Source organism: Virgibacillus sp. CM-4, assembly GCF_000445495.1.
GTDB lineage: Bacteria > Bacillota > Bacilli > Bacillales > Amphibacillaceae > Virgibacillus > Virgibacillus salexigens.
This window is the reverse complement of record NZ_AUQA01000007.1, coordinates 393719-420480: the sequence shown is the minus strand read 5'-3', so window position 1 is coordinate 420480 and position 26762 is coordinate 393719. Positions and strand designations below refer to the sequence as shown.

Genomic DNA, 26762 nt, shown 5'->3' with positions numbered 1-26762 from the left:
GTGGAAAAGCTCTATATTAGAAGCTTTTCCACTTTTTTATAAGTAGCTTTAACAAGTAATCCAATCGAGACCCTTTATATCCCAGTTAGCGGGTGCGTCAGCATTACAGATGACATGATCAAATGCTGTAAGTGATTCAATTTTATAATTTGCGGTTACACCAAGCTTTGAATGGTCCGCTAATGCGTAAACTTGTTTAGCTTGATAAATGAATAATTCTGAAAGTGAACATTTTTCCGAGTGGTACCCCGTCATTCCAATCTTTGGTTCTATTCCATCTAAGGATATAAAAGCCTTATCAGGAAAAAATGATTGGGCCATTGTTTTTGTAAATGAGCCACCTGTACGACCATGTGCACTATGAACATGCCCACCTAAAAATATAATATCACCATCAAACTGTTTTTTTTGTTCATATTCCATCAATGCTTTTACAATTGGAAAAAAATTCGTAATAACCATTAGTCCGCTTTTTCCCACTAAGGCGGGAATCATTTGCAGGGTAGTGCTCCCCTCATCAATAAAAATAACATCGCCATCTTCGGTGATTGATGCTGCTTGCTCTCCAATCCTTTTTTTTTCAACTTGATTCGTTATATTACGTTCCATAATGGTTGGTTCATTACGAGTTGTTTCAATCCTTAGCGCACCACCATACACTTTTTTTAGAAGATTCTTCGTTGCTAATTCATCAAGGTCTCGGCGAACGGTTTCTGTTGACACGTTGAAATCCAATGCCAATTGACGTACACTGACCTTTCCATGTTGATCGATGAGGTTCAAGATTTTGTGTTTTCGCTCGTCTGACAATAGTTCCATTTATATATCTCCCCTTCGAACAAGTCCTGAATCTATGCAAAAAGTTCTTGTTTATCTACAATAAAGCTCTTGATAACACCGAGAAGAAGATGAATATCTTCTACATAAACCTCACCTATATTTCCGATTCGAAATGTATCAACCTTTGATATTTTTCCTGGATAAATTACGAAACCTTGCTTTTTCAATGATTGATAAAATTGCTCAAACGTAAAATTGGTTTGTTTAGGATAAAGAAAGGATGTTATTATTGGTGATTGATACGCTCTTGGAATAAGCACATGAAATCCAAGTTCTTCCATACCTTTTACCAATTGTTCTTGATTTGTTGCATAGCGTTGGTTACGAACAGTAATCCCCCCCTCTTCTTCTAATTCTATAAGTGCTTGGTGAAAAGCTCGAACTACATGTGTTGGTGATGTATAGCGCCATTTTCCATTTGCTTCTTCCATTTTTTTATATTGCGAATAAAGGTCTAAAGAAAGAGAGCGCGCATTTCCTTTACACGCTTCTAATTTATCACGGTCCGCTATACAAAACCCGAAACCAGGGACTCCCTGAATACATTTATTAGCACTGCTAATTAAAAAATCAATATTCCAATCAAATACATCCATCTCTACTCCACCAAAGCTTGACATGGCATCTACGATTGTGATTTTGCCATAGCTTTTAGCAAGCTGACAAATAGCTTTCGCAGGATTTAATACACCAGTTGTCGTTTCACAGTGCACAACGACAACATGCGTAATGGCCGAGTCTCGTTTTAATTCAGCTGCGATTCGTTGTTCATCCAGTATTTCGCTTTCTTCTGTTGAAACAACCGTAGTAGCTATTCCGAGTACTTCTGTCATTTCCACGATCCGATCTCCGTATGCACCGTTCGTACAAATCAGCAATTTTCCTCTTTGCTTCGGTATAACCGTACCAAGGACTGCTTCCACTGTAAAAGAGCCGCTCCCCTGCATCAATACTGCTGTATATTTATCTACAGTTGTTGTCGCTAATTGAACAAGACGGCTCCGTACATCCTGCACAAGTTGATTGTACTCAGCATCCCAAGTGCACCAGTCTTTTAGCATCGCTTCTCGAACCGTCTCCGATGTCGATAGAGGTCCAGGGGTTAATAACAAGTAATCATTTTTCATAACAGACTACCTTCCTCCTTAGGTAAAGGGGTCCCTTCGATATCATTAACTACTGCTTCTAGGTCACGAATTTGTTTAATAACATAATCTGCACCTGCTGCTTTTAGTTGCTCTGAAACATAACGAATACGTTCCTCCAATTCATTTGTTTTCGTGACTTCAACTTCTTCTTTCGTAAGTCCTAACTCACTGCTACCAAGTACAACACCAACGGTTATCATTCCTGCATTCTTTCCTTCTTTCATATCTGTTGGGGTATCACCTACTTTTATCAGCTTATTCATAGGGAATACTTCTAGCTCTTCTGCGTTACGATAGCACATCCATGGATAAGGACGTCCAGCTTTTACGTCATCTGCAGTAAAATAACAATCAGGTGCATAGCCCTGCGCTTTGGCACCCGGTGCTACAATTTCCATCATCGCTTTTGTATAACCTGTCGTTGCCCCAATTTTTATTCCTCTGCTGCGTAGTAACGTGACTAAATCGACGACTCCAGGAATCGGTTCGGTGAAATGTGAAAGCACCTGGAATAAATTGTCCTCAAAGGCATCATTCATTCGATGGACATCAGTTTCTGAAGGTTCCTCCCCCTTGACACGAATCCACTCTTGTCGAATCCGTGACTCTGCAAGCATCGTGCGAATATGCTCAATTTTCAACATTCCCATTGGTCCACGCGCTTCTTCCACTGAAACGCTAACTCCCTCTTTACGAAATATCTCCAAAAATACCTCAAGTGGTGCAAAACATCCATAGTCCACTGTTGTACCAGCCCAATCAAATATTACTGCCTCTACCTTATTCATTCATGACCATTCCTTCCGTTAGTTGATTTTGTTTGTACTTACGTCGTTGTTGAATCCAGTAAACGACAAGCTCATAGAGTATTCGAACTGCAATGTTCGTGATAATGATAAGCACACTAAGTGCTGCTGCCTGCCCTAAGTTTCCGGCATCATCTAAATTGACAATAGAAATTGCTGCTAAGTTGAATTCTGCGGTATACAGAAACACAACAGCTGAAATGGTGACCATTGAATTGACGAAGAAATACATCGCCATTTCCAATATTGCTGGCATACACATTGGCACAGTTACTTTAAAAAATGTCTTATACATGGGTACACCCATTGATTCAGATACGGTTTCGAATTCTTTATCCAACTTCTTTAATGCACTTGTTGCCGTAACGTATGCGACAGAATAAAAATGCAATATGTTAGCAAAAACAATAATTCCAATTGTCCCGTATAAGAAGTTAAATGGGTTAGTGAAACGACTCCCAAATAATTCAATTGTTGGTTGACTAAAAAATAGAACATAACTTATCCCAATTACTAAACCTGGTACCGCAACCGGCAAAATAGAGAAGAACTTTCCTGCCTTTCGCAGTCCCGTCATCTTTCGAATTTTTTCAATTGCATAAGCATAGATAAATGTAAAGATCGTGCCAAACACAGCAGATAATGCTGCTACAAGCAAACTATTTTTAAAAGCTGTGAAACCACCACCTGTATAACTTTCTAATTGAAAGTTAGCTAGATTAAAAGATAAATTATATGGCCAGCCAGGTGCCAACGCCGCTATAATTACTGCTGCAAATACAAGGAACACACAAATGGTAATAATTGTAACAAAAGAAAATGCCAGAGCATTACGCTTCCTATTCTGCTTCACTTGAAATGGGATTGCTTTTGTTGATAAGGATGAACTTTGTTTACGATTCACCAGCTGATCTGAAAAGAAGGCTAGTAACGCTGGAATCATTAATAAAATACCTACAGTTGCTCCCATACTCATATTTTGCTGCCCAACAACTTGGGAGTAGATATCCGTTGCAAGTACATTGTATTGTCCACCTACTACTTTAGGTGCACCATAATCAGTGAAACTAAGAGAAAACACAAGGAATATCGCACTAACCAGGCCATATTTTGCATTAGAAAGTGTAATGGTAAAAAACTGTTTAGCCTTATTTACACCTAGCGTTTCTGCAGCTTCATATAATCGGTAATCCGAATTACCAAGGGCAACAAGCATGATCATAAACGCCTGTGGAAATGTATAAATGACTTCGGCAATAATAATGCCAACTGGTCCGTAAAGGTTAATATCCATTGCCGGCAACAGTCCAAAAAAACCATTTGTAAAGATCCCCTGATTACCAAATAGATAGACAAGGGCAATACCATGCATCATCGTTGGTGCAAACAAAGGCAAAAATGCAGCATAACGAAAGAAGGTTTTCCCTTTTATATCCGTTCTAACCAAGCAATAAGCATAAGCAAATGCTAGGCTAACAGATATCGCTGTAGTCATGGCTGCAATGAAAAATGTATTTTGTAAAGATTGAACCAGCGCAGGTGTTTGAAAATAATTTATAAAGTTATCAATCCCTACAAACACACCGTCATCACTTTGAAAAGCTTTTACAAACAGCGTCATTAATGGCAACACAAGTACTACAAGAAACGTCACTAGCATAACAAGCAGTAAACTACGTTTCAGCCAATTTTCTCTGTTGAAAAAGAACGGTTGTCTTGCTGTATTTGCAGGTATAGCATATTCTTGCTTCATTCCCTTCCTGCCTCCTTCTACGATGATGTCTGTGAGACGTTAATTATTTGATATACGACTTTTCCTATCGTCTAGGAACATATAATATGAAACTTCATTCTACGAGGATTTGTTCGTACTGCAAAATGCACTCCCTATCTAAACCTCTTGGCTCACATCAAGTCTTAGATGTGGGCATGATGGCTTCTTAACCCGAGACAAAATGGAAGCTTAATAGAATCTCCTCACTGCCAGCTCTAGCAGACACACTGCTTAACGAACACTTATGCTCTTGTTTTTAGGCGTCATAAGCCAGAATGCGATCCAGTGATAGATCCAAATGAATCTCTGACCCTTTTTGTAAATGAAACTCATGTACTTCTTTCATGGTAAGATCTGCTTTTATACTTGATCCATTTAAATCAGAGTTCCGATCATAAACTATAAACTGAACTCGAAAAACAGGACCACGAAATTCGATTGTTTCTACTTGTGCCTTTATCCCTCCCGACTTAGCAAGGCGTATATGTTCAGGTCGAATCGCCAATTTCTCTTGATTCTGATTCTTCCAGAAATTAATTGAACCAATAAAATCGGCTACAAACGCATTTATTGGGCGCTCATATACTTCTAACGGTGTACCAACTTGCATAATTTTTGCCTCATTCATTACAACAATTTTATCCGCCATTGTTAATGCTTCATCTTGATCATGTGTTACCATTATCGTTGTTATCTTCAGCTTTTCTTGAATCGAGCGAATTTCATAGCGAAGTCGCTCCCTCACCTTTGCATCGAGGGCAGAAAGTGGTTCATCAAGCAATAGGAAATCTGGAGATAAGGCTACTGCCCTTGCAAGAGCAACTCGCTGTTGTTGCCCTCCTGACAATTGAGCAGGATAGCGGTGACCTACCTGTTCTAAATCAACAAGTGCTAATGCCTCCCTAGCACGATCTTTTATTTCTTTTTGTGTTAACTTCTTAGTTTTTAGACCAAATATTACGTTTTGTAACGCAGTTAAATTTGGGAAGAGTGCATAGGACTGAAAGACAATCCCAAAATTTCGCTTTGCGGGCGGAACATTGGTCATATCTTTATCAGCCATGATGATAGTTCCTTTTGATGGTTCCTCAAGCCCGGCAATAATTCGTAGAAGCGTTGTTTTGCCACAGCCGCTCGGACCTAATAGGCAAACAAATTCACTTTTGTTTATGTCAACAGAAATATCATTTAAAGCTGTAAAACGTCCAAACTTCTTTTGTACATGGCTTATCGACAAATAACTTCTGTCTGTATTGCTCATCCCATTCACTCCTTGATTATTTTTTAGGTTCTGCTTTTTCAGCGAATTTTGATTCCCAAGTATTAATAATATCTGTATGGTTTTTCGCGGATACATTCAAATCATGGTTTTCATACAACAGATCTTCAAAATTCTCTGGGAATCCTTCGGCAGTTGGAAGGTTCTCATGTTTTGTTGCTAGACCATAAGCTTGGTGATATTCCTTCATAGCTTCATCAGAAATTGCCCAATCAAGAAAAGCTTTGGCTAATTTATCACTCTCTGTATCTTCTTTATTGATCATGGCATTGGCTTCTACATCCCAACCTAGACCTTCCTTCGGCAAATGAACTTCTACTGGCGCACCTTTTTGCTTTTCTTGCACACCACTATAAACAAGCCCTAATGAGATTGGAAACTCTCCTGTCGCAGCCATTTGGATTGGCTTTGAACCAGAATGGGTATACATACCAACATTTTCATGCAAATCTTCCATGTACTTCCAACCTTGTTCTTCACCCATCATTTGCAGCCAAGTGGAAACCTGCAAGTAGCCTGTCCCAGAGGAAGCAGGATGCGCCATTGCTATCAATCCCTTATACTTCGGATCAGTTAAATCTTCATACGTTCTAGGTACATCTAATCCCATTTTTTCTAGTTCTACTGTATTTACTGTAATCCCAGAAGCTGTAACAACATTCCCTACCCATTTCGGCGATTCTTGGTTTTTGTCTTTAAATATTCCTGGTACTTCCTCTATCCCTTCAGGCGAGTATGATTGAAGTAAATTCTGTTGATCTAATTTTAATAAATTAGAAGCTTGAACTCCCCAAACTACATCTGCCTTCGTATGCTTTCCCTCTGATAAAAGTTTTGCGGTAATAATCCCTGTAGAATCACGGACTATATTCAATTCTACATTCGGATATTTTTTCTCAAAGGACTCTAGATAGTTTGGTAACAATTCTTCTTCAACTGCTGTATATACCGTTAACTCTCCCTTTAACCCTTCATTTGCATTGCTAGAAGTCTCCTTACCACAAGCAGTAAGTATCCCTATACTTATAAGCATAAGTAAAATTGGTACAATGACCTTCTTCATCCTTTATCCACCTTTCTAATTCAACGATGGTGTTGAGTTATGTTGTTTCACTAAGTTGCTGTTAACACCTTTCTCCTACACCCACACTATAAAACAAATTTATTAAGTGAATATGAAGCCATTGTTAAGATATTGTTTTTTGTTATTTCATTTTGTTTTATGTGGTTTTATCGAAAGGTTATTACCCGTAGAAAGTGAAAACTAAGAAGTTGACATCAAGCAGGACACTATAATGAATGGCAAAGCATGATAGAGAGATCAACATAACGGAGGTTGAGGGAAGTCCCTCATTAAACGCGCTGGTTGGTATACTTCATTGTATAATATATTCCTCCTAGACATTAAAAAACCGTTAGCAGCTTCGTTGCTAACGGTTCATAATTCCTTACGATCTTTTAATGCTTCCATTTCCATTTCCAGCTTATCTATCCTCTTACGGAGCTTTTCCTTAGGCTCGGTGATTCGTTTTCTTAGCATCCCGATGATACTTAACATGGCTACAACACTTACAATAAGAGCAATAATAACGATTAAAGCGATGTCAAACATGTCGCTTCACTTCCTTTCTTTAAAAAACAAGGAAAACTTGAATTCGTCAATCCCACTGTCATTATAAACATAGGCTTATAAGGAGGAATTCGAAATACCAACTCCTTTCTTAGTAACGGATAGATAAATCCTCGTTTTTATCTTTGGTCTCTCCTAAATTCATACAATAAAGTAATCGATCTATACGCTTTCCTATGATTTTACAGGAAATAAATCGGTTGAGAAACCCCAAGATAATATCCATGATAAAAAAGGAGAGCATTCCTATTTAAGAAATGCTCTCCTTTTCCATCGTTCCGTTTCCTACTACTTATTATGAAAGTATGTATGTGTGAATCCCTATTTTTTATTTTCAACTTGTACACGTCGCTGAATCGAAATCATTTCTTTGGCAAGTGTGGTTATTCGTTCCATCACATTCCGATTTACAATTTGTTTATCATCATTAAAATCATCATTATGAATAAATACACTGCAAGTAGGCACAATTCCTTTCAAATAAGAAAGGATGGGTTTTAATTGATACTCTGACACTAGAAAATGCTTTTCAGATCCTCCTGTTGTGATCATTCCAGTGACTTTTGATTTAAAAGCATCTACAGGTAGGTGATCAAAAAGGTTTTTTAATGCTCCCGAAATGGATGCTTGGTATATAGGTGACCCGACAACTAACATGTCAGCTGACAGAATCGTATTTACAACATGCCATGTATCCTCGTTATAATAAGCTAAAGGAGCACCATTAACAAATTCAACCTCATAATCGCGAAGGTCAATTAATGCAGTTTCCAAACTTGCATCCACTCGTTTAGCCTCAAGTAGCACATCATGAACGGCCTGTGATGTCTTTTCTCCTACTAATGATCCTGCGATTCCAACTAGCTTCACTGGTGCTACCTCCTCTTCATTCTCTAGAATAAGGTACTCCCTCGAGTACCTTATTCTCCTTTTCTGTCAATTAGCTAATTGCTTTTTCATATTTTTCAGCAACAGCGTCCCAATTAATAATATTAAAGAAGTTCTCAATGTATTCTGGGCGTTTATTTTGATATTTAAGATAGTAGGCATGTTCCCAAACATCGATTCCTAAGATTGGGGTTTTGCCATCTGAAATCGGATTATCTTGGTTTGCTGTACTTGTTACTTCTAGCTTACCTTCTTGATTAACAACTAACCATGCCCAACCAGATCCAAAACGTGTGGTCGCTGCATCAGCGAATTTTTGTTCAAAACTGCTAATGCTGCCAAATGCCTCATTGATTGCTTCCGCAAGTTTACCAGCAGGTGCTGCAGCTTCTTTACCTGGTGCAATTACTTCCCAGAAAAGCGTATGGTTTAAATGTCCACCACCATTATTACGTACTGCTGTACGCACATCTTCTGGAACTGCCTCTAGGTTACTAATAATGGATGCTAATGATTGGTCAGCTAGTTCTGCTTTTCCTTCCAGAGCAGCGTTTAATTTGTTTACATATGTTTGATGATGTTTTCCATGATGTATTTCCATCGTTGTTTGATCGATGTACGGTTCTAATGCGTCTGTTGCATATGGTAGTTCAGGTAATTCAAATTTTGCCATAAAAAATTCCTCCACCCTTTTTATTTTGCACTTATTATACTTATTGGTATAATAAGTATACAGAAAGAATACCGTATCAAATGAAGAAGATCAACTTATTTGCTCGAAAAATTTTCCTTTTTAATACAGAAATAAACATTTTACTTCCAACTTACTTGTAGTTTTTATACAATATAAGCGTAGGAAACCAAAGGGATAACATCAATCACTCGTAGAAATCTCCATATAAATGACGCCAATCTTGTGAGGTGATAATTTGAAAAGAACCACAACGAAGGACAAAATTCTTACTATCTTAAAAAAAGAAGTCCGCTTAACAGTAAGTGAATTGACCAATCATTTAAAAATTACCGATATGGCCGTTCGAAAGCATCTTTCAATGATGGAAAAGGATGATCTTATTACTTCAAAAGAGGTTAAACCAGTAATGGGGAGACCAACACAAACATATTCTTTATCACAAAAAGGTGAATTGTTATTTCCCAAAAGTTACGAAGGACTAAGTTTAGAGTTTTTAAAAGATATAGAGGAAATATACGGCGAAAATTCCATCCAACAATTGTTCCAAAAGCGTGAAAGCCGATTAACCAGTGAATACGCGATTCGCATGAACAAGAAAGTCCCAAAACAAAGGATACAAGAAATGAAAACTATTCAAAATGAGAAAGGTTATATGGCAGACATTACCCAATTGGATGAGAATACGTATGAGCTAATTGAGTATAATTGTCCAATTATGGCCATTGCGAATGAATACAAAGTCGCTTGTCGCTGTGAAACTTCGATGTTTCAACAAGTACTTCAAACCGATCAGGTAACTCGAACAAGCTGTAAAACAGAAGGAAATGATCACTGCCGGTTTTTAATTGCTTTTTAAACCCGGTATTGATCATTTCCTTTTGTATATCTAGTGTAATCACAAAGGATAACAAAACTTTAAATTACATATTGGTTAATTTCTGTGAAAATTTTTCTTTATTTTTCTTCGGTTTCCAAAGCATTGCAATTTCTTCCAATGTTTTATTTTTCGTTTCGGGAACGATCGTCATTACGAAAAGGAAGCAAATGACATTAATGACCGCGAACATCCAAAACGTGAACGCTCCGCCCATATTATTAATTAATACTGGCGTGAATTGTCCAATTGCCCAATTTGCTCCCCAAAGGAAAATGGTTGCTATTCCTACCGCTTTCCCTCGTAAGTGATTCGGAAAGATTTCCGGAATCATAACCCATGGGATTGGCCCCATGGAAACGCAGAAAGCAGCGGTAAATCCGGCAATAAACAAAATAAGTAATATGCCGCTATTTTCAGGTTCAAAGAAGAATACGCTTCCAATCAGCAGCATAAAAATTGCCATTAGACTTGAACCAATCGCCATTAATTTCTTTCTGCCTAAACGATCAATTAACAAAATAGCTACAATTGTGAAAACAACTTGTACACTGCCAATAATACTTGTAGCTAAAAACTCGGTATTATTTTCAAATCCTACACTCCTAAAAATATCAGGTCCATAATAGGTTACTGCATTCATACCAATGACTTGATTGAATAAAGCCAGAAAGATTCCGACCCCTAAGGCCATTCTTAAACCTGGTTTTAATAATTGCTTTGCAGAGGAGTTTTGTTCTGCTTCAATGGACATTTTTATTTCTTTCGCTTCTCTTTTAGCTACTTGTTCCCCATTAATACGAGTCAATATACGATACGCTTCCTCATCCTTCCCTTTCTTAATCAAGAAACGAGGGCTTTCCGGAATAAAAAATAACAAGACTAAGAAGATGATCCCAGGTATCGTACCATAGCCGAGCATCCAGCGCCAGCCTGCCTCTAAGCCCCATTGATACGTACCACTATTAGCAACACCATAGTTAATGTAGAACGTGATGCTTATCCCTAAAATAGTGAACAACTGGTATAACGATCCAAGCCTGCCTCTAATTGCTGGTGGCGCGCATTCACTAATATAAGTCACAGATAATGCGGAAGCAAACCCAATACCAAATCCACCCAAAATTCTTGCAAAAACTAACATGGTTATACTTGTTGCAAATGCAGAAGCCAGGGCAGATATAATAAAGAACACCGCCGAAACCAACAATATATTCTTTCTTCCATACTTATCACTTAAAAAGCCTGACATGGCGACACCGATTACACCACCAATCATTACACAAGAAATTACCCAACCTTCCATAGCCGGACTTAAATCATATAAATCTTGTAAGTATCCGATAGCGCCTGAAATAACTGCCGTGTCAAAACCATATAATAACCCTCCCATACCTGCAGATACAGAAAGTAAAAGTACATACCAAAATGAATGTTTTTTTACCATGATGCTCCTCCTCTTATATCGGTTATGATATGAATCAATGTAAGCATGTAAAAGGAAGGAAATTTGTCACCTACCATTTAATAACAAACTTCACATTGTGATTCCGCTTTCATTTCACTAATAAACTAATATCTTTTCTTAATCATTCTTAGAGATAGCTTGTACTTGTTTGGTAAGTAGGAAGAGGTGGGATAAAATACCCGTCCTCTCATTATCATTTATTCACATTCAATGTTTCTTTTCACTCTATTTGCGGTAAGCAGCCTCATTCCATCTCAATTCATTTCTTAATTCTCGTAGCTTGGTATCCTTATCGATAACAATACATTCAATATTTGTCATATCAGCAAAATCATATAACTGCTCTGTGGTTACCTGAAAAGATAAAACCGTATGATGAGCACCACCCGCGTAAATCCATGCTTCTGTAGCTTCACTTAAGGTTGGCTGCGGCCTCCATAAAACTTTTGCCACAGGAAGATGCGGTGTTTGTTTTTCAGGCTGCTCTGCCTTAATTTCATTAATAATTAACCGAAATCTACCACCCATTTCTACTAATGAAACGTTAATTGCATCTCCACCTTTCCCATCAAATACCAGGCGCGCAGGGGCTTCCTTTCCCCCCATTCCCAATGGTTGAACAACTACTTTAGGCTTCGTAGCAGATATTGTTGGACAGACCTCAAGCATATGCGAACCTAAAATCATTTCATTTTCTGGCTCTAAATGATACGTATAATCTTCCATAAAAGATGTGTCTTGATTTTGAGAAATGATTTTCATCATTCGTAATAATGCCGCCGTTCTCCAGTCTCCTTCACCCGCAAAGCCATAACCTTCAGCCATTAATCGTTGTGCTGCTAGACCAGGAAGCTGTTTCATCCCATGTAAATCTTCAAAATTTGTTGTAAATGCGTTATAATTCCCTTCTTCGAGAAATGATTTTAATCCTAACTCAATTCTCGCTTGATACTTAATTGCCTCACCAATAGCAGAATTGGATGCTGCTTCTTGCGGGAATTGATACCGTTGCTGATATTCTTTAAACAATTTATTAACTTCTGTTTCTTCAATTTCATTCATAACTTCTACGAGATCGCCAATTCCATAATAATCAACGGTCCAACCGAATTTAATTTGTGCTTCAATTTTATCACCATCGGTAACTGCTACATTTCGCATATTATCTCCAAATCGCGCAACACGGATAGTTGAACCTTCTGATACTGCCACTGCCGTATGCATCCAACTTGCAATTTTTCTAATGACTTGTTTATTCTGCCAATGACCAACTACCACTTTTCTGGAAAGATTTAAGCGTGATACCATAAATCCATATTCGCGATCTCCATGTGCCGACTGATTCGTATTCATAAAATCCATATCAATCGAATCCCATGGAACATTTTGATTATATTGCGTGTGCAAATGCAACAGTGGTGCTTGCAATTCTTTTAAACCAGCAATCCAATTTTTGGCTGGTGAAAATGTATGCATCCAGGTAATTACGCCTGCACAGGTAGGATCTGTATTTGCGTGCCTTACTAGATTTTGAATATTATTAGCTGTCGTCACTACCTCTTTAAACGTGATAGGAAAAGGTAATTCCTCACTTTTATTCAGACCTTCAACCATTCGCTTTGAATGAACTTCTACTTCCTTTAATGTCTCTTCACCATATAAAGGCTGACTTCCAGTTACAAACCAAAAAGTATAGGGCTTCATTGTTATCATATTCGTACCTCCATTTATCTTCTATATAGTAACTTTTTCCTCAAATGTTCTTAGCGTTTTTAGCCGCTTCATTACATTGTTTGTACCGCGTCCAAAGTAATCATGTAGCTGCTTATATTCTTGGAATAATTCGTCATAAATGAATACGTTTTCAGTGATAGGTTTAATAACCTCTTCTTTTATCCGGGCCATATTTCTTGCAGCTTCAATGGCAGAATCATATCCCCCATTTTCAGAACCTGCCGCAATAGCACCAAACATGGCAGCACCTAAAGCTGGCGTATGTTTAGAATCAGCAATTCGAATTTCACGGTTGGTAACATCAGCGTAAATTTGCATGAGCAATTTACTTTTTCGGGGCAACCCACCACATGCATAGAGTTCATCAATCGAAACACCATTTTGATGAAACGCATCGACAATCATTCTTGTACCAAATGCAGTGGCTTCTAATAAGGCACGATATACTTCTTCCGGTTTTGTTTGTAAGGTCATACCTAGCAGAAGACCACTTAGTTCCGTATCAACAAGAACAGAACGATTTCCATTCCACCAATCTAGTGCTAATAACCCCGTTTCTCCTGGTTTATATCCTGTTGCTTTTTTTTCTAAATATTGATAAACATCTAATCCAGCTTGTGCAGCTTCTTCTTTAATATAAGCTGGCACCGATGTATCAACAAACCAAGCAAAAATATCTCCTACTGCTGACTGGCCTGCTTCATATCCATAATAATTTGGTATGATTCCGTCTTCTACAACTCCACACATGCCTTCTATTTCTTTCTCTTTATCACCTAATACCATATGGCAAATAGAGGTTCCCATTGCCATTACCATTTTCCCAGGCGATGTCACCCCCATCGCTGGAACAGAAGCATGAGCATCCACATTTCCTACAGCAACGGCAATCCCTGGATTTAGCCCTGTAACATCAGCCATCTCTTCAGTTAAACCACCTGCATTTGTCCCTAATGGAACGATTTCTCCACGTAATTTCGTTTCTGCTAGATTTTCTAGGCGTGGATCTAATGCCTTAAAGTATTCTTTACTTGGAAAACCATCTTGTTTATGCCAAATTGCTTTGTATCCTACTGTGCAACTATTTCGAACAAGATTTCCAGATAATTGGGAAATAACCCAATCGGTTGCCTCAACAAATTTGTCGGTTGCATAATAAATATCTGGAGACTCATCTAGAACTTGCCATATTTTTGCAACCATCCATTCGGATGAGATTTTTCCACCATACCGTGGTAAGAATTCTTCACCACGTTGTTCCGCTATTTCGTTTATTTTATTTGCTTTAGCTTGTGCAGCGTGATGTTTCCATAATTTCACCCAACTATTGGGATCCGTTTTCCACTTTGGATCGAACATAAGCGGGCGTCCATCCTTATCAACAGGTAAAATCGTGCATGCTGTAAAATCAATACCAATACCAACTACTTCATCTGGGTGGATATTAGATTGTTGTAAAACCTCTGGAACGGAGGTCTGTATGACTTCTATATAATCATGAGCATGTTGAAGCGCCCATTCATGCCCTAGTTTTTCTCCTGTTTGAGGTAATCTATCATCTATTACCCCATGTCGATATGAAGTTACATGGTCTGCGATTTCTTTACCATCTTTTAAAGAGACTAATACAGCACGCCCTGATTCGGTTCCATAATCAATACCAATTGTATATTTTTCTTTCATTAGAAACTCCCTCCTTATCGTTTATTGCCCGTAGTACGCATGCTTCCCGTGTTTTCTTAAATAATGTTTATCTAATAGACTTTGTTGCATCACTGGCGTTTCTGGATTAATTTGGTACGTATGCAACGCCATCTTTGCCACTTCCTCTAATACAACTGCTTGATGTACTGCATCTTGAGGATCTTTTCCCCAATTAAACGGCGCATGGCTATGAACCAAAACACTGGGAACAGCAAGATGATCCCTATTTTCAAATGTCTCTATAATAACCTTCCCTGTTTCCAACTCGTACGAACCTTTTACTTCATCATCAGTCATTTTTCTCGTACAAGGAACACTTCCATAAAAATAATCAGCTTGTGTCGTCCCTAAAGCTGGTATATCCCTTCCAGCCTGAGCCCAACTCGTTGCCCATGGCGAATGTGTATGAACAACTCCACCAATATTGGGGAAACTTTTGTATAGCATCAAATGCGTCGGTGTATCCGAAGATGGGTTTTTGTTCCCTTCCACAACGTTTCCTTCTAAATCAACAACAACAAGATCTTCTACCGTCAAATCTTTATATGGCACGCCACTTGGCTTGATTACAACTACTCCTTCCTCTTCGCAGTAACCGCTTACATTACCCCAAGTAAACGTTACCAATTTATGTTTTGGTAAAGCCAAGTTTGCTTCAAGTACTTGTTCTTTCAATTGGTAAAGCATCCTAAATTCAACACCTTTCCTAAACCAAATATATACTTGTACGTATATATTTTCCGTTTTAATTAATAATAATACAAAACGTACGTACATTCAATATGTTTTTCTAGTATTTTTTGAATTGGATGATAAATGGAGATATAAAATCTTATTTAACCTAGGTGAATAGCATTTTTAGAGTAAAGAATTTTCTTTTCTTAGGTACTCATTAGGGAAAGGGGGACTAAAGATAGCAATGACAGGTATTCAAACAGGTCCCTTCCTTTTTTATAGGATAGCACCTGCTTTAGTACATAATAATGATTTCATGACGTGCTTCGATTACGGAATACAGAAAGACGGTTGAGCCCATACGTTGCAGTAATCAAATTTATTTTTGCTGCCAGTAAGGGAATTCCAAACCTTACTGGATTTTTATATCTAAAGAAAGATATGGAAATATACGAAAGAACTTTACAAAATTTGATTATCAATGTATAGTTGATTACACGAGTGATCAACCAATCAACATATCAACCTTATGTATGTCTTGTTGTAGAAAGGAGACAGATGTGCAATCTAATTTTGATGATACAAAACCAATTTTTCAGCAAATCGCAGAAATGATTGCAGATGACATCATTGATGGCGAGATAGCAGAAGGAGATCAGATTCCTTCAACAACAGAATTATCCAAGTTTTATCAGATAAATCGGGCTACAGCACAAAAAGGATTGACGATGCTCGTTGATGCCGGTTTAGTCTACAAACAACGAGGTGTAGGCATGTTTGTGGCTGAAGGTGCAGTTCGTCAATTACTTTTAGAACGTCAGCAAGACTTTTTTAAACAATATGTTAAACCCTTAGTGGCTGAAGCAAAACGACTTCACTTGTCAGAAGAACAAATTATTCAATTTATCAAGGAGGCTACTTCCAATGATTGATATTCATGACATGACTTTTTCATATGGGGATTCCCTAGCATTAAAGCAGGTGAATTTACATGAAACAGAACCAATTATAATGGGGCTTTGGGGAAGAAATGGAGCTGGTAAAACCACATTAATGAAACTCCTTTCAGGTCAAGAAAATCCTAATGGCGGACAAATACGTGTTAATGGAATCTCACCTTATAACAATAATAATACAATGAAAGAAGTAACGTATATTCAAGAGAATCATCCTTTTTCAGAGCTATGGAATGTAAATGATGCCCTGCGATTCGGTTCTTACTTTAGTGCAAACTGGGATCAAGCCTTAGCAGATGAGCTTGTGTCTTTATTTGAATTACCAAGGAAAAAGAAGATTAAGCATTTTTCGAAAGGAATGCAAACAATGATAAGCATTGTAATTGGTTTAGCTAGCAAATCTCCAATTACAATTATGGATGAACCTACAAATGGACTTGATGCACATATGCGAAAACTATTTTATGATGTACTGTTAGACACGTATGAAGAGCAGCCACGATTAATTATTTTATCATCACATCATATTGATGAAATCGAACCATTATGTGAGATGATTGCCATTGTCGACAATCAAACAATCACACGTTATGAAGAAACCGAATCTTTAAAAATGCAAGGAATTATTCTGAACGGTCCAAAAAACGCAATAGATGAATTAACTACTGGTAGCACCATTTTAGAAGAACGAAAATTAGGCAATCAAGTACATGTCATGCTAGATGTACCTTATAACGAAGATTGGATCGCTCGCGCCAAACTAGCAAAAGTTAATATTGAAAAGGCACCACTGCAAGATTATCTCGTAAATATAACTTCTAAAAAGGAGCCGGTAAAGAAATGAACACATTTAAAGGACCTTTCCGCGTCATGTTTGAAGATTTACGTGTCCAATTTTATATTCTAACTACAATTACAGCCGTATTATCTATTTTTTATATCATTTTAGGTATGTTATTCTCATCAGACGGTTCATTTAACGCAGGAGCTAGCTTTGGACCGTATTACGGCATGTTTCTTATATATCCATTTTTTATTTTCACAAAAGGATTTAAATATATCATCTCGTTTGGCGGTACAAGAAAACAATTCTTGTTCAGCGCATTTATCAACGCGGGGATCTTTATCCTTATTGGATCGCTTGTCCTAAATGGGCTTTACGTTTTAAATAATTATTTAATTGAACAGGGAATTAGCTCAGGCACATTATTCCATATGGGAGATTTAGTAAATGAGTCAGGCTTTTTCCTCTATTTGTGGGTTGATATTTTGTGGGGAATTTTTCTGTTTGGTATTGGTTTTCTTATTAATAGTGTATGGCAATACTTTGGAACATTCCGCTTATTAATGGGCAGCACCGTTGTACTTTTACTTCTAATTACGTATGTTACATTCGGTGACATCAGTAAGGTAATCCAATTTATTGTAGTTGATCATTTGGCTTTTGTTCATATCGTTGCAGGATTTGGTATTGTAGCATTCATTATTTCATATTTCCTCATAAAAGATGGTCCAATAGAACGAGGTGCTGTGAGACTCTTTCGCAATAAAGTAGTATCCAATTAATATCATGGATACTAGCACAAGTAGCTCTAACTTCGAATCATTGAATTATTCGTTACATCTGAAATAGAGCATGCTCCTCTGGGCATGACTTCAGCTAGCTCGGGTTAACTACGATTGTTTACCCGAGTGGATCATCACAAACCGTGCTGTTCCATTGGAGTCATGCCTATTTCATTTGTTATCCAGAAGTCATCTGTGAAAAATCCAATTATCTTCAACCTTTATCATTGTTGGCTTACACGATTATTCTTGTATTGTATAATTTTTCATTAAGATACTACTTCGGCAAATGCACGAACAGGAAATGTACCAATTTCTTTTATTTTAGGGGGGACAGCATAGAACAAGAACTGCTTATCCAACAACTTATTTAAATTGCATAGATGCTCCACAATTAATATTTCATTACCTAATAACTCCGTATGTACAGGTCTGGTATTCCCTGAAGTATCATCTATATTGACAGAATCAATCCCCACTACTGCTGCTTGTTGTTCTACTAAATACTTTGCGGCGTTTTCCGTTAAATAGGGATGCCTCTCATAATACTGTTCTGTATTCCAATATCTATCCCAGCCGGTTGAAATTAATATAGCTTTTCCCTTTAAATCAAAATTATAAAATACTGTTTCATCAATTGCTTGTTGACTATGGTTCATCTGGAAGAGAACACCATCCAAACCTGCCAGCTTATCTATTGCTGTCTCATTTAGGTCTTTCCCATCGGAATAGCGATGAGATGGTACATCCACATATGTTCCCGTATTTGACACCATTTCAATTTTGCCAATTTGGAATTCGGTGCCTTGCGCATAGTGCTTACGAGATTCTTCTCTACTTAAATAGTCACAGATAATTGGTGCGGGTAATCCTTTATATGTTACAAGCCCATCCTCAATTGTATGACTTAAATCAATATACTGTTTCATATGCGTCTTTCCCCCCTATATATTCTCATTCTAAACATATTCCACATGTACTTCAGACTAGTCTAATTCAAGGATATTTTTATTGCTGTTAATTTAATTTTACGGTAAAAGCCTCTTCCAGTAAATCTGAATAGAGACTTCCCATTTATTTATATTTGATCGTGATGGGATATAAATACGGCTGTTCAGGTTCATCAATTACTTGATAATCGGAAATGTTTATTGCCGGCATCCGTGTACCATTATATTCTTCGATATAGATTGTTCCTGTTGCCTCCACCCATGTATCTTCGGTTAATTCTGTCGCATCTTCCACCGAAGATAAAAAACCAATAATACTTGAATCTGCTACACAATGAGTAATTAAGAACCTGCCCAAAACAAGTTGGTTACTTTTAAAGTCATCTTCTTTATAGACAAATCCCTTTAATGAAATTTCTTTTCCTACAAACGAATCCATTTCCTTGTTAATCATTTCATAATACGTTGAATAAACCTGTTCTGACATTAAAATGGAATCTTGTTCCCCTAATTGATTAACGATTTGGTCATATTTTTCCATACTTATCGTGTTGGAATCGAGATTGGGATCGGGTGCATTTTGGTGGATCGGTTGTTCATTTTCCATATTCTCATCTGCTGATTGTTCTTTTTCCTGTGGTTGACCTGAATTCTGCTCTTGCATCGCGTTATTCGTAATTGACAACATTGCTCCTTTTTTGGCAGCAATGGAAGCATCTAAAGTACTGGGTGGTAGTAAAAATCCGGTAATTAGTGGCAATACAATAATAAAATAGGAAACGAGTTTTCTCCCATTTAGTGGTGAATAACCATGGTCATGATGATGGTCTTCATGGTCATGGTTATGCTTGTGTTCATCGTGTTTAGAAAACACACGATGAAGCTGAGTGACGAACAATATAAGTAAGATGACTACTCCAATCATACTGATCGTTCCATATTTTGGATTAATTAGTTTTAAAATATCTCCTGTGTAGTGCAATTTAACGATATATATCGTAAATAAAATTAATATGAAGGCTCGTACAGCCTGTTGGAAATAAAAACGCATGGTTGCCCCCTAATAAAATTGGTTTAAAAGTATGAATACTACAAAAACAACAATGGTTACAATGCTTACAAAGGTAAAAACAAATTTTGCCCGAAAAACACTTAACATCATCATCATGTTCTTTAAATCAATCATCGGACCATATACAAGAAAGGCCAATATTGCAGTAGGTGCGAATAAATTACTAAATGACGCGGCAATAAAAGCGTCTGCTTCAGAACAAAGAGATAATAGAAATGCTAGCCCCATCATCACGATTGTCGAAGAAGCAATCTGGCCATTTCCAATAGCTACAAGCGATTCTGAAGATACATATGTTTGTACAAAAGCAGCCAGTAAAGCACCAATTATTAAGTATTTTCCCATATCGAAAAACTCATCCACAGCATGTGTCAGTACATGGAAAATTTTCATTGTAACAGGTTGTCCTACCGCAGCGGTTCCATGTTCACAATGGTTTGCATTTTTAAGCTCTTGTTTCAGTTGATTGGTACGAAACAATAGGCTAATTAAAAATGCAACAATAACAGCGACAATAAACCCGATAATCATACGTGACAGGGCAACTTTCAAATCATTTCCAAATGCCATATACGTAGACAGGATAACGATTGGATTAATAAGTGGTCCAGTGAGAAGAAAACCAATACCAGCATAAATTGGCACCCCTTTGGCAATTAGCCTGCGAACAATCGGAACAATTCCACATTCACAAGCGGGAAAACATGCACCTACTACACAACTCATTAAAATTGCTGCGAATCGATTTTTTGGTATCCATCGCTTAATATGGTCTTCGGTTATGAATATCTGTATCCCCCCAGCAATTAAAACACCTACTAATACAAAGGGAAGTGCCTCGATCAAAATACTTAGAAAGATTGTATTCATATTATAAATCGAGGACGGCAATGTAATGCCCCCTTGAATCGTTCCACTGATTGAAATTAAATAGATTGCTAACCCAATAATAAGAACCCCTGTTACATCAATTACTGTTGATCTAATTTTACCAAGCATTTCTTTCCTCCTTCATTCAATTTTTAGGACAATCATTCTTATGTATGTTTTTTTCATTTACTAAAATACGAATCTTCTAAGGCTGTAGGTCATACTTCTAGATTCCTCTCGGACCTTTATAGATAAAGCCATCTGCACCTGTGATATGAGAATTTGGTGTATATGTATGGGCATCAGCGTCAAATGATATAATCGAGGAGATTTCCCCCTCCAATTTCATTCATGAAATATCCTAACGGATACATTGTTGTTTATATCTGTAATACATCATGCATATTTTCTTTATTTACAGTTGCTGTTTTCACTGCATTGCCACTACAAGTCAAAAGTAGAATAACCAAACCAATAAACAAACTAAATCGAGCGTAATTTTTCATTTTTACTTCCCCATCATCAAAAATCAATTCGTAATCATTACGATTTATATGCAAAAAATAACTCAAAAATGAATGATATTGACCATTTACAATTCTTACCTTTACCTAGGTTACTTTTCCCCCAGGAACTTGCCTTTGATGAGATGTTCTCTAAATGCCTATCGGAACATCCTGAATTTTCGCAGTTCCAAAGTTTTAATGGCTTGGTGTTTTGACCTTTAACCACCTTTGATTTTTCACTATGCGTCTTCTCTTTGTTAAAATATCCTACCACTCTTTGTTCTATTAAAAGGCGAATCGTAATAATTACGATTTTATCATTATAGTTGCTGATCCCTATTTTGTAAATAGTAATCATTACGATTGTTTATTTTCGTAGAATTGTCGCAGTTAAATAGTTGGAACTTTTATCCTTAAATGTGTACGCTTAATGCAGAAGGAGGTTTCTACATGGTTCAACAAATAATTCCTGAAATCACACTAAATGATGGTTTACGTGTACCTATGGTTGGATTTGGTACATATAAATTAAATGGGAATGAAGGTGCAAATGGAATCAGTAATGCCATTCAAGCAGGCTATCGATTAATAGACACAGCGTATAACTATGAAAATGAAGGGACAGTAGGTGAAGCGATACGCCGAAGCGCTATTCCAAGAGAAGAGTTAAAAATAACATCAAAATTGCCCGGTCGTTATCAAGCCTATGATAAGGCACTTACTACCATTCAAGAGTCATTATATCGAGCGAAATTAGATTATTATGATTTGTACCTCATTCACTGGCCTAATCCGAAACAAAACATGTATGTTGAAGCATGGCAAGCATTAATCGATGCCAGAAAATGGGGATTGATTCGTTCCATTGGAGTATGCAATTTTCTCCCCGATCATTTGCAACGACTGAAGAAAGAAACTGGAGTACTGCCAAGTATAAATCAAATCGAATTGCATCCCTTCTTTAATCAAGAAGAACAGCGAAAATGGCATGAACAGCATCATATTGTGACTGAATCTTGGAGTCCGTTAGCGCGGGCAAATGAAGTACTACAAAATGAAATAATCGGAAAAATTGCAGCCAAGCATCAGAAAACCATATCTCAAGTTATTCTACGTTGGCACTATCAACTCGGAGCAATTGCCATTCCTAAATCAGCATCCCATAATCGGCAGCTTGAGAATATTTCCATTTTCGATTTTTCATTAGCAGAGAGTGATATGAACGCTATATCAGAATTAACTCGTCCAGATGGTAGAAATAAGGACCAAGATCCTGCGACATATGAAGAATTTTAAATCGATCCCTATACTAGATGAAGTAGAAAAGTGCTGTTTACTGCGCCAAAGAGGCAGTAAACAGCACTTTTCAATTAACTCTCTCGGGTTTTGTAATGATGGCGCGCATTGGATCATAAGGTCTTAAATCAATACTTAAACTTTCGCCCATGATTAATTTTGACACCAAAGCCCCAACGTAAGGTCCCATAGTTAAACCAGAAGCCCCAAGTCCATTTGCGATATATAAACCCTTTACCTTATTAATCGATCCAATTAACGGTAGAATATCGGGTCCCATTGGCCGGAAACCAATACGTATTTCTTGTAATGTGCCTTCCTGTAGACCAGGTGCTATCTCCAAGCATTCCTGCAGTATTTCATGTACACCTCCGGCCGTTAGACGATGATCGAATCCTGACCCAGTTTCTCTTGTCGCACCGGCTACTACACGCGAATCATCAAAAGCGAGCATATAATAACTCGTTTGTGGTAACACAACTGGCCAACTAGAGGTATCTTGATTTGATAGTTTAATATGGGCAATTTGTCCACGCTGAGGCTCTATATGTAATTCCAACCCCAGGTCTTTTAGTAATTCAGGTGCCCATGCTCCTGCTGTAAGAAGTACGGCATCTGCTTCGAAAAACGCTCCCTCTACTACAACTCCTGTCACTTGACCTTTTTCAACTTTTAACCCTGCTGTACCTTGAATCAATTGTGCTCCATGCTTTTGTGCTGCATTCTTTAATGCTTCTCGCAAGAAACGTCCATCTACTCTTGCTGCACCAGATACATAGACTGCTTCGAGCTCATCAGCTAACATAGGGAAATAGTTTTGTGTTTCTGTCTTGTTTAATCGTCGAATATCACCTAATTCAGGAGCCGTTTTTTGTTTTTCTCTTACTCGCTGCTCTATACTATCCAATATGTCCATACTTGTACTAACACTTAGCGCACCTACTTTTTTATACCCAGTTTCTGTTTCACCGTCAGCTTGAAGACTCTCAATCAATGACGGATAAAATGCTGCCCCTCGTTTTGCAATACGATACCAATCTGGATTCTCTACACTCGAAATCCAAGGACAGACAATACCCGCACCAGCTGATGTAGCCTTTCCTTCTTGAACCCGGTCAATCATTGTTACATCGACGCCTGCTTTTTCTAGCTGATAAGCAGCACTTGCTCCTGCAATTCCCGTACCTACAACAATCACTTTCAATCCAACCACTCCCGCACCAATGTTTATTCTGAATTGCAAAACTATTTTCTTATAGTCTACAATTCTTATATGCATCTATCAATCTTATTTCCCTAAAATCTCTCGTGTTTTTTCAAGAATTTCTTCATCCTTTAAGCGAAATTTAAATTCTACTCTGCGAGATGCATTTGCACTATAATCACCATTATTATCCGTACGAATATCCGAGAATGATTTACTATTTACAGTAAGCTTATCTTTTAGATGTTGTTGTATATTTTTATACGGAAAGTCACCTCCTAATATATACGATGCCACACTATACGCCCTATCCTGTGAGAGTTTTAAATTGTACAAATACGTCCCATCTCGATCGGTATGGCCTTCGATAATAATCTCCGCTATATATTCTTCATAACCGCTTTGCAATAAAATGTCCAAATATTTCGGCACAAATTCATCTAAAAAAGTAAAAGACTCCGGTTTTAATTTATCTTCATTATATTCAAAGAGAATTTCTGTATTAAAAATAATTGCCCCCGTCTTCTCATCAACCTCTACGCCGAGTTCAGATCCACTAAACTCTTCTTTCAAATCATTCACCAGTTTTGCACGCACACCCATAATTTGATCTAACGTTTCCTTCATTTCTTCAATTTGTAAGGATTTAATCACCATCATACAAATAAAAATGAGCATAAAACAAAGTAAAATCGTCGTCAGTAAATCCGTAAAAGAGGGCCAGAAATGCCCATCCTCCTGGTCTTGTTTAAACAGACGTTGGTACTTAGTATTCATTTTGACTCAGCCTTATCGGATTATTCGATGTTGCTGTCCGTTGTGCAAAAGCCGTCAACTGCTGATTTAAGATTTGAATTTCGCGATTTAAATCTTGTAATGTCTGTTGAATAAACCGGGCCTGATTTTGCTCATTTGCATCGGATACCCGACGTAATTCTTGAAACTCATTACGAATTCCATCATTGGCCCCTTGCATATAATCGCGGATTGCCTGACCAACTTTATCCAGCTTATTACCAAGCGAACCTTCTAAATTACTAACATAATTAGCTAAGGTATCTTTCATCATTCCTACACTCGTTTCTAGTTGGTTCTCTCTTTGTTGAAAAGCTTGACTCATTTGATTCATTGTTGCGTTTATTTCTTGAATAAACTGATTATTCTTCATCCCCATCTGTTCATAGGTGCTTGCAGCTTCTTGCATATGCTTCTCAAATGTCATAGAATCAGCCAAATGAGCTTTTAAATGTTGGTTAAACTGCTGATTAAATTCTTTTAATTCAGTAAACCGATCAGATAGTAGATGCTTGTATTCGGACTGTGTTTGATTAATTACCTGAAGTGCCTCTGGTAATTTGACCATAGAGTGTCCCATCTTATCAAATTCTGTGGAAAGTTCCCGTAACTGTGTCATTATCCCTGTTAATTTTGTTGAAACATCCTCACCAAATACTTTTCTAAATGTATGGTTATGTTCATCCATGCGATCAACAAGATGCTTGCTTTTTTCCTGTATTTGTTCAAATCTAGACTGCATTCCGCTTTGATCTTCTAATAACGAAGAAGTAAATTGTTTTATATCGCCAACAGAATCATCAAATTGCTGTAATGTTTCTTGTTGAGCTTTAGATACTTCTCTTACTTTCTCATACGTATTCTCAAACGCTTTTGCCATTCGTTCATTTCTACCGTCCATACGTTTGAAATAGGAAAATAACGAATCAAAATTCTCGTTCAAATGCTTCGTTCCTTCTGCAAAACCATCCGTAACATCTGTCATATAGTCAAACAATTGTTGGAATTGATGAAGGTTTTCAGAAAGTCCGTCATTAAATGCCGCTAAGTCTTCTGCAGATTTTTGAAGTCCTGTTGTATACTCCTGAAACCCAGAAAATGCAGCTTCCATATTTGATAATGATTGTTGATTGGTTTCTTGCAAACTACGTATGGAATCATTTATCATTTCCGATACATCAATTAGTCGATTCATGCCATGTTGTTTATGTCCTTCTAGCTTAGATTCTGTCATTAACATAATATCTGTCAGCATAAATTCCGTATTAAGGACTTTCATCAATACTGTCATAACCAATGAAAAACCCATCCCCGCAATGCTGGTATAAAATGCAACATCAATACCAGCTAGAACACCAGCTACCCCTTCAACTAGATCATTCCCTTCGATATCAATGCTGCCTAATGATGATGTTAACCCAATAAATGTTCCTAATACCCCAATGAGAATAAATGCCGACACAGTCATTTGAATCATTTTAATTAAGCTGACCACTGGCATATGAAACAAGCGCCAGCTTGAGAATTTTTCTTGTACAAACGTTTCTGCCTTTACGGATTCCTGTTTTTGTTTCTTATTATATTGATCTTTAAAAGAAGCTAATGGTTCGATATCCATCCGATCGGTCTCTTTTAAGTAATTTCTTAATTTCTTCAACTTATTAAACAACGACAAATGAATGAACAAAGCGGCAAGAAACGTTACAAACAAAACGATAAAAATAAACTCAATCATCGGATTAGTAAGGATTGTTTCTGCTTTTTGCTCACTTGTAAATAATTCAAGAATGGCTTGCACCATTTGATTTCCTCCCTATAGCATGTATTTCACATCTCTATACTATTGCTATTCAAGGGTAGAAGGAATCATGTGTACAAGTTAATGGAGAGGAGGAGAATTTGAAACAAAATAAAAATCCTTCAACAAAACAAACAATTAAATCACCCATTTTCTGCTAAACGAACGCAAGAATTCAGATCATTGTTGTAATTTTCTTTGTCTGTATGGATAACCGGAGGCGATATAAGTATTA

The 26762-nt window shown here is 37.3% G+C and carries 25 protein-coding genes; 5 read left to right on the top strand and 20 right to left on the bottom strand.

Annotated features, from left to right (window positions below; translation table 11 throughout):
* Nucleotides 1-48 precede the first annotated feature (48 nt).
* The 9 genes from M948_RS40920 to M948_RS40885 form a co-directional block, all read right to left on the bottom strand.
* Nucleotides 49-819 carry a DeoR/GlpR family DNA-binding transcription regulator gene (locus M948_RS40920; RefSeq protein WP_021292428.1) on the bottom strand — a complete coding sequence of 257 codons (771 nt, stop codon included), beginning with the start codon at nucleotides 817-819 and terminating at the stop codon, nucleotides 49-51.
* Between the two features lie 32 nt (nucleotides 820-851).
* A complete protein-coding gene (phnW, locus tag M948_RS40915; protein WP_021292427.1) occupies nucleotides 852-1967 on the bottom strand; it encodes a 2-aminoethylphosphonate--pyruvate transaminase in 1116 nt (371 codons plus the stop codon).
* Complete coding sequence (gene phnX, locus M948_RS40910; protein ID WP_021292426.1) at nucleotides 1964-2776, bottom strand: phosphonoacetaldehyde hydrolase; 813 nt, start codon at nucleotides 2774-2776, stop codon at nucleotides 1964-1966. The genes phnW and phnX overlap by 4 nt, the downstream gene beginning before the upstream one ends.
* The gene (locus M948_RS40905) at nucleotides 2769-4547 is read right to left on the bottom strand and encodes a putative 2-aminoethylphosphonate ABC transporter permease subunit (protein WP_021292425.1); all 1779 of its coding nucleotides are present in this window, start codon (nucleotides 4545-4547) and stop codon (nucleotides 2769-2771) included. Before M948_RS40905 ends, phnX begins: the two co-directional genes overlap by 8 nt.
* A 277-nt stretch (nucleotides 4548-4824) precedes the next feature.
* Nucleotides 4825-5829, bottom strand: a complete 1005-nt coding sequence (locus M948_RS40900; protein WP_021292424.1) for an ATP-binding cassette domain-containing protein — start codon at nucleotides 5827-5829, stop codon at nucleotides 4825-4827.
* 16 nt (nucleotides 5830-5845) lie between these two features.
* Nucleotides 5846-6910, bottom strand: coding sequence for a putative 2-aminoethylphosphonate ABC transporter substrate-binding protein (locus tag M948_RS40895; protein WP_021292423.1), 1065 nt, complete (start codon nucleotides 6908-6910; stop codon nucleotides 5846-5848).
* A gap of 375 nt (nucleotides 6911-7285) precedes the next feature.
* Nucleotides 7286-7459, bottom strand: coding sequence for a hypothetical protein (locus tag M948_RS43350; protein WP_021292422.1), 174 nt, complete (start codon nucleotides 7457-7459; stop codon nucleotides 7286-7288).
* 339 nt (nucleotides 7460-7798) lie between these two features.
* Nucleotides 7799-8347 (bottom strand): NADPH-dependent FMN reductase, encoded by a 549-nt coding sequence (locus tag M948_RS40890; protein ID WP_021292421.1) that lies wholly within the window; start codon nucleotides 8345-8347, stop codon nucleotides 7799-7801.
* Nucleotides 8348-8417: 70 nt separating this feature from the next.
* Entirely contained in the window at nucleotides 8418-9038 is a 621-nt protein-coding gene (locus M948_RS40885) for a superoxide dismutase (protein WP_021292420.1), read from the bottom strand.
* A 256-nt stretch (nucleotides 9039-9294) separates the two neighbouring features.
* Between M948_RS40885 and M948_RS40880 the strand changes: the two genes are divergently transcribed.
* Nucleotides 9295-9915 carry a helix-turn-helix transcriptional regulator gene (locus tag M948_RS40880; RefSeq protein ID WP_021292419.1) on the top strand — a complete coding sequence of 207 codons (621 nt, stop codon included), beginning with the start codon at nucleotides 9295-9297 and terminating at the stop codon, nucleotides 9913-9915.
* A gap of 64 nt (nucleotides 9916-9979) precedes the next feature.
* Here M948_RS40880 and M948_RS40875 read toward each other — a convergent pair whose 3' ends face one another.
* From M948_RS40875 to araD, 4 genes are all read right to left on the bottom strand, one after another.
* Nucleotides 9980-11380 carry a sugar porter family MFS transporter gene (locus M948_RS40875; RefSeq protein ID WP_021292418.1) on the bottom strand — a complete coding sequence of 467 codons (1401 nt, stop codon included), beginning with the start codon at nucleotides 11378-11380 and terminating at the stop codon, nucleotides 9980-9982.
* Between the two features lie 246 nt (nucleotides 11381-11626).
* Entirely contained in the window at nucleotides 11627-13114 is a 1488-nt protein-coding gene (gene araA / locus M948_RS40870; RefSeq protein WP_021292417.1) for an L-arabinose isomerase, read from the bottom strand.
* A 21-nt stretch (nucleotides 13115-13135) separates the two neighbouring features.
* Nucleotides 13136-14818, bottom strand: coding sequence for a ribulokinase (locus M948_RS40865; RefSeq protein WP_021292416.1), 1683 nt, complete (start codon nucleotides 14816-14818; stop codon nucleotides 13136-13138).
* Nucleotides 14819-14839: 21 nt separating this feature from the next.
* The gene (gene araD / locus M948_RS40860; protein ID WP_031335809.1) at nucleotides 14840-15526 is read right to left on the bottom strand and encodes an L-ribulose-5-phosphate 4-epimerase; all 687 of its coding nucleotides are present in this window, start codon (nucleotides 15524-15526) and stop codon (nucleotides 14840-14842) included.
* A 548-nt stretch (nucleotides 15527-16074) separates the two neighbouring features.
* On the opposite strand from araD, the gene M948_RS40855 reads away from it, so the two are divergent.
* From M948_RS40855 to M948_RS40845, 3 genes are read left to right on the top strand one after another with little or no spacing between them, the layout of a single operon-like run.
* On the top strand, nucleotides 16075-16446 hold the full coding sequence (locus tag M948_RS40855; RefSeq protein ID WP_021292413.1) for a GntR family transcriptional regulator: 372 nt from the start codon (nucleotides 16075-16077) through the stop codon (nucleotides 16444-16446).
* Entirely contained in the window at nucleotides 16439-17314 is an 876-nt protein-coding gene (locus M948_RS40850) for an ATP-binding cassette domain-containing protein (protein WP_021292412.1), read from the top strand. Before M948_RS40855 ends, M948_RS40850 begins: the two co-directional genes overlap by 8 nt.
* Nucleotides 17311-18036, top strand: a complete 726-nt coding sequence (locus M948_RS40845; protein ID WP_021292411.1) for a hypothetical protein — start codon at nucleotides 17311-17313, stop codon at nucleotides 18034-18036. Before M948_RS40850 ends, M948_RS40845 begins: the two co-directional genes overlap by 4 nt.
* Before the next feature lie 269 nt (nucleotides 18037-18305).
* On the opposite strand, the gene M948_RS40840 is transcribed toward M948_RS40845, so the two are convergent.
* From M948_RS40840 to M948_RS43895, 4 genes are all read right to left on the bottom strand, one after another.
* Nucleotides 18306-18965: a cyclase family protein gene (locus M948_RS40840; RefSeq protein ID WP_021292410.1), complete on the bottom strand. Its 660-nt coding sequence runs from the start codon at nucleotides 18963-18965 to the stop codon at nucleotides 18306-18308.
* 145 nt (nucleotides 18966-19110) lie between these two features.
* Nucleotides 19111-20037 carry a TIGR03943 family putative permease subunit gene (locus M948_RS40835; RefSeq protein WP_021292409.1) on the bottom strand — a complete coding sequence of 309 codons (927 nt, stop codon included), beginning with the start codon at nucleotides 20035-20037 and terminating at the stop codon, nucleotides 19111-19113.
* Between the two features lie 9 nt (nucleotides 20038-20046).
* A complete protein-coding gene (locus tag M948_RS40830; protein WP_021292408.1) occupies nucleotides 20047-21057 on the bottom strand; it encodes a permease in 1011 nt (336 codons plus the stop codon).
* A 251-nt stretch (nucleotides 21058-21308) separates the two neighbouring features.
* The gene (locus M948_RS43895) at nucleotides 21309-21434 is read right to left on the bottom strand and encodes a hypothetical protein (protein WP_021292406.1); all 126 of its coding nucleotides are present in this window, start codon (nucleotides 21432-21434) and stop codon (nucleotides 21309-21311) included.
* A 450-nt stretch (nucleotides 21435-21884) separates the two neighbouring features.
* Between M948_RS43895 and M948_RS40825 the strand changes: the two genes are divergently transcribed.
* Nucleotides 21885-22730, top strand: coding sequence for an aldo/keto reductase (locus M948_RS40825; protein WP_021292405.1), 846 nt, complete (start codon nucleotides 21885-21887; stop codon nucleotides 22728-22730).
* A gap of 70 nt (nucleotides 22731-22800) precedes the next feature.
* On the opposite strand, the gene M948_RS40820 is transcribed toward M948_RS40825, so the two are convergent.
* The 3 genes from M948_RS40820 to M948_RS40810 all read right to left on the bottom strand — a co-directional run bounded on the left by M948_RS40820 (nucleotide 22801) and on the right by M948_RS40810 (nucleotide 26530).
* Nucleotides 22801-23934 (bottom strand): NAD(P)/FAD-dependent oxidoreductase, encoded by a 1134-nt coding sequence (locus M948_RS40820; RefSeq protein WP_021292404.1) that lies wholly within the window; start codon nucleotides 23932-23934, stop codon nucleotides 22801-22803.
* A gap of 84 nt (nucleotides 23935-24018) precedes the next feature.
* Nucleotides 24019-24711: an OmpA family protein gene (locus M948_RS40815; protein ID WP_021292403.1), complete on the bottom strand. Its 693-nt coding sequence runs from the start codon at nucleotides 24709-24711 to the stop codon at nucleotides 24019-24021.
* Nucleotides 24701-26530 carry a MotA/TolQ/ExbB proton channel family protein gene (locus M948_RS40810; RefSeq protein WP_021292402.1) on the bottom strand — a complete coding sequence of 610 codons (1830 nt, stop codon included), beginning with the start codon at nucleotides 26528-26530 and terminating at the stop codon, nucleotides 24701-24703. Before M948_RS40810 ends, M948_RS40815 begins: the two co-directional genes overlap by 11 nt.
* Nucleotides 26531-26762 lie beyond the last annotated feature (232 nt).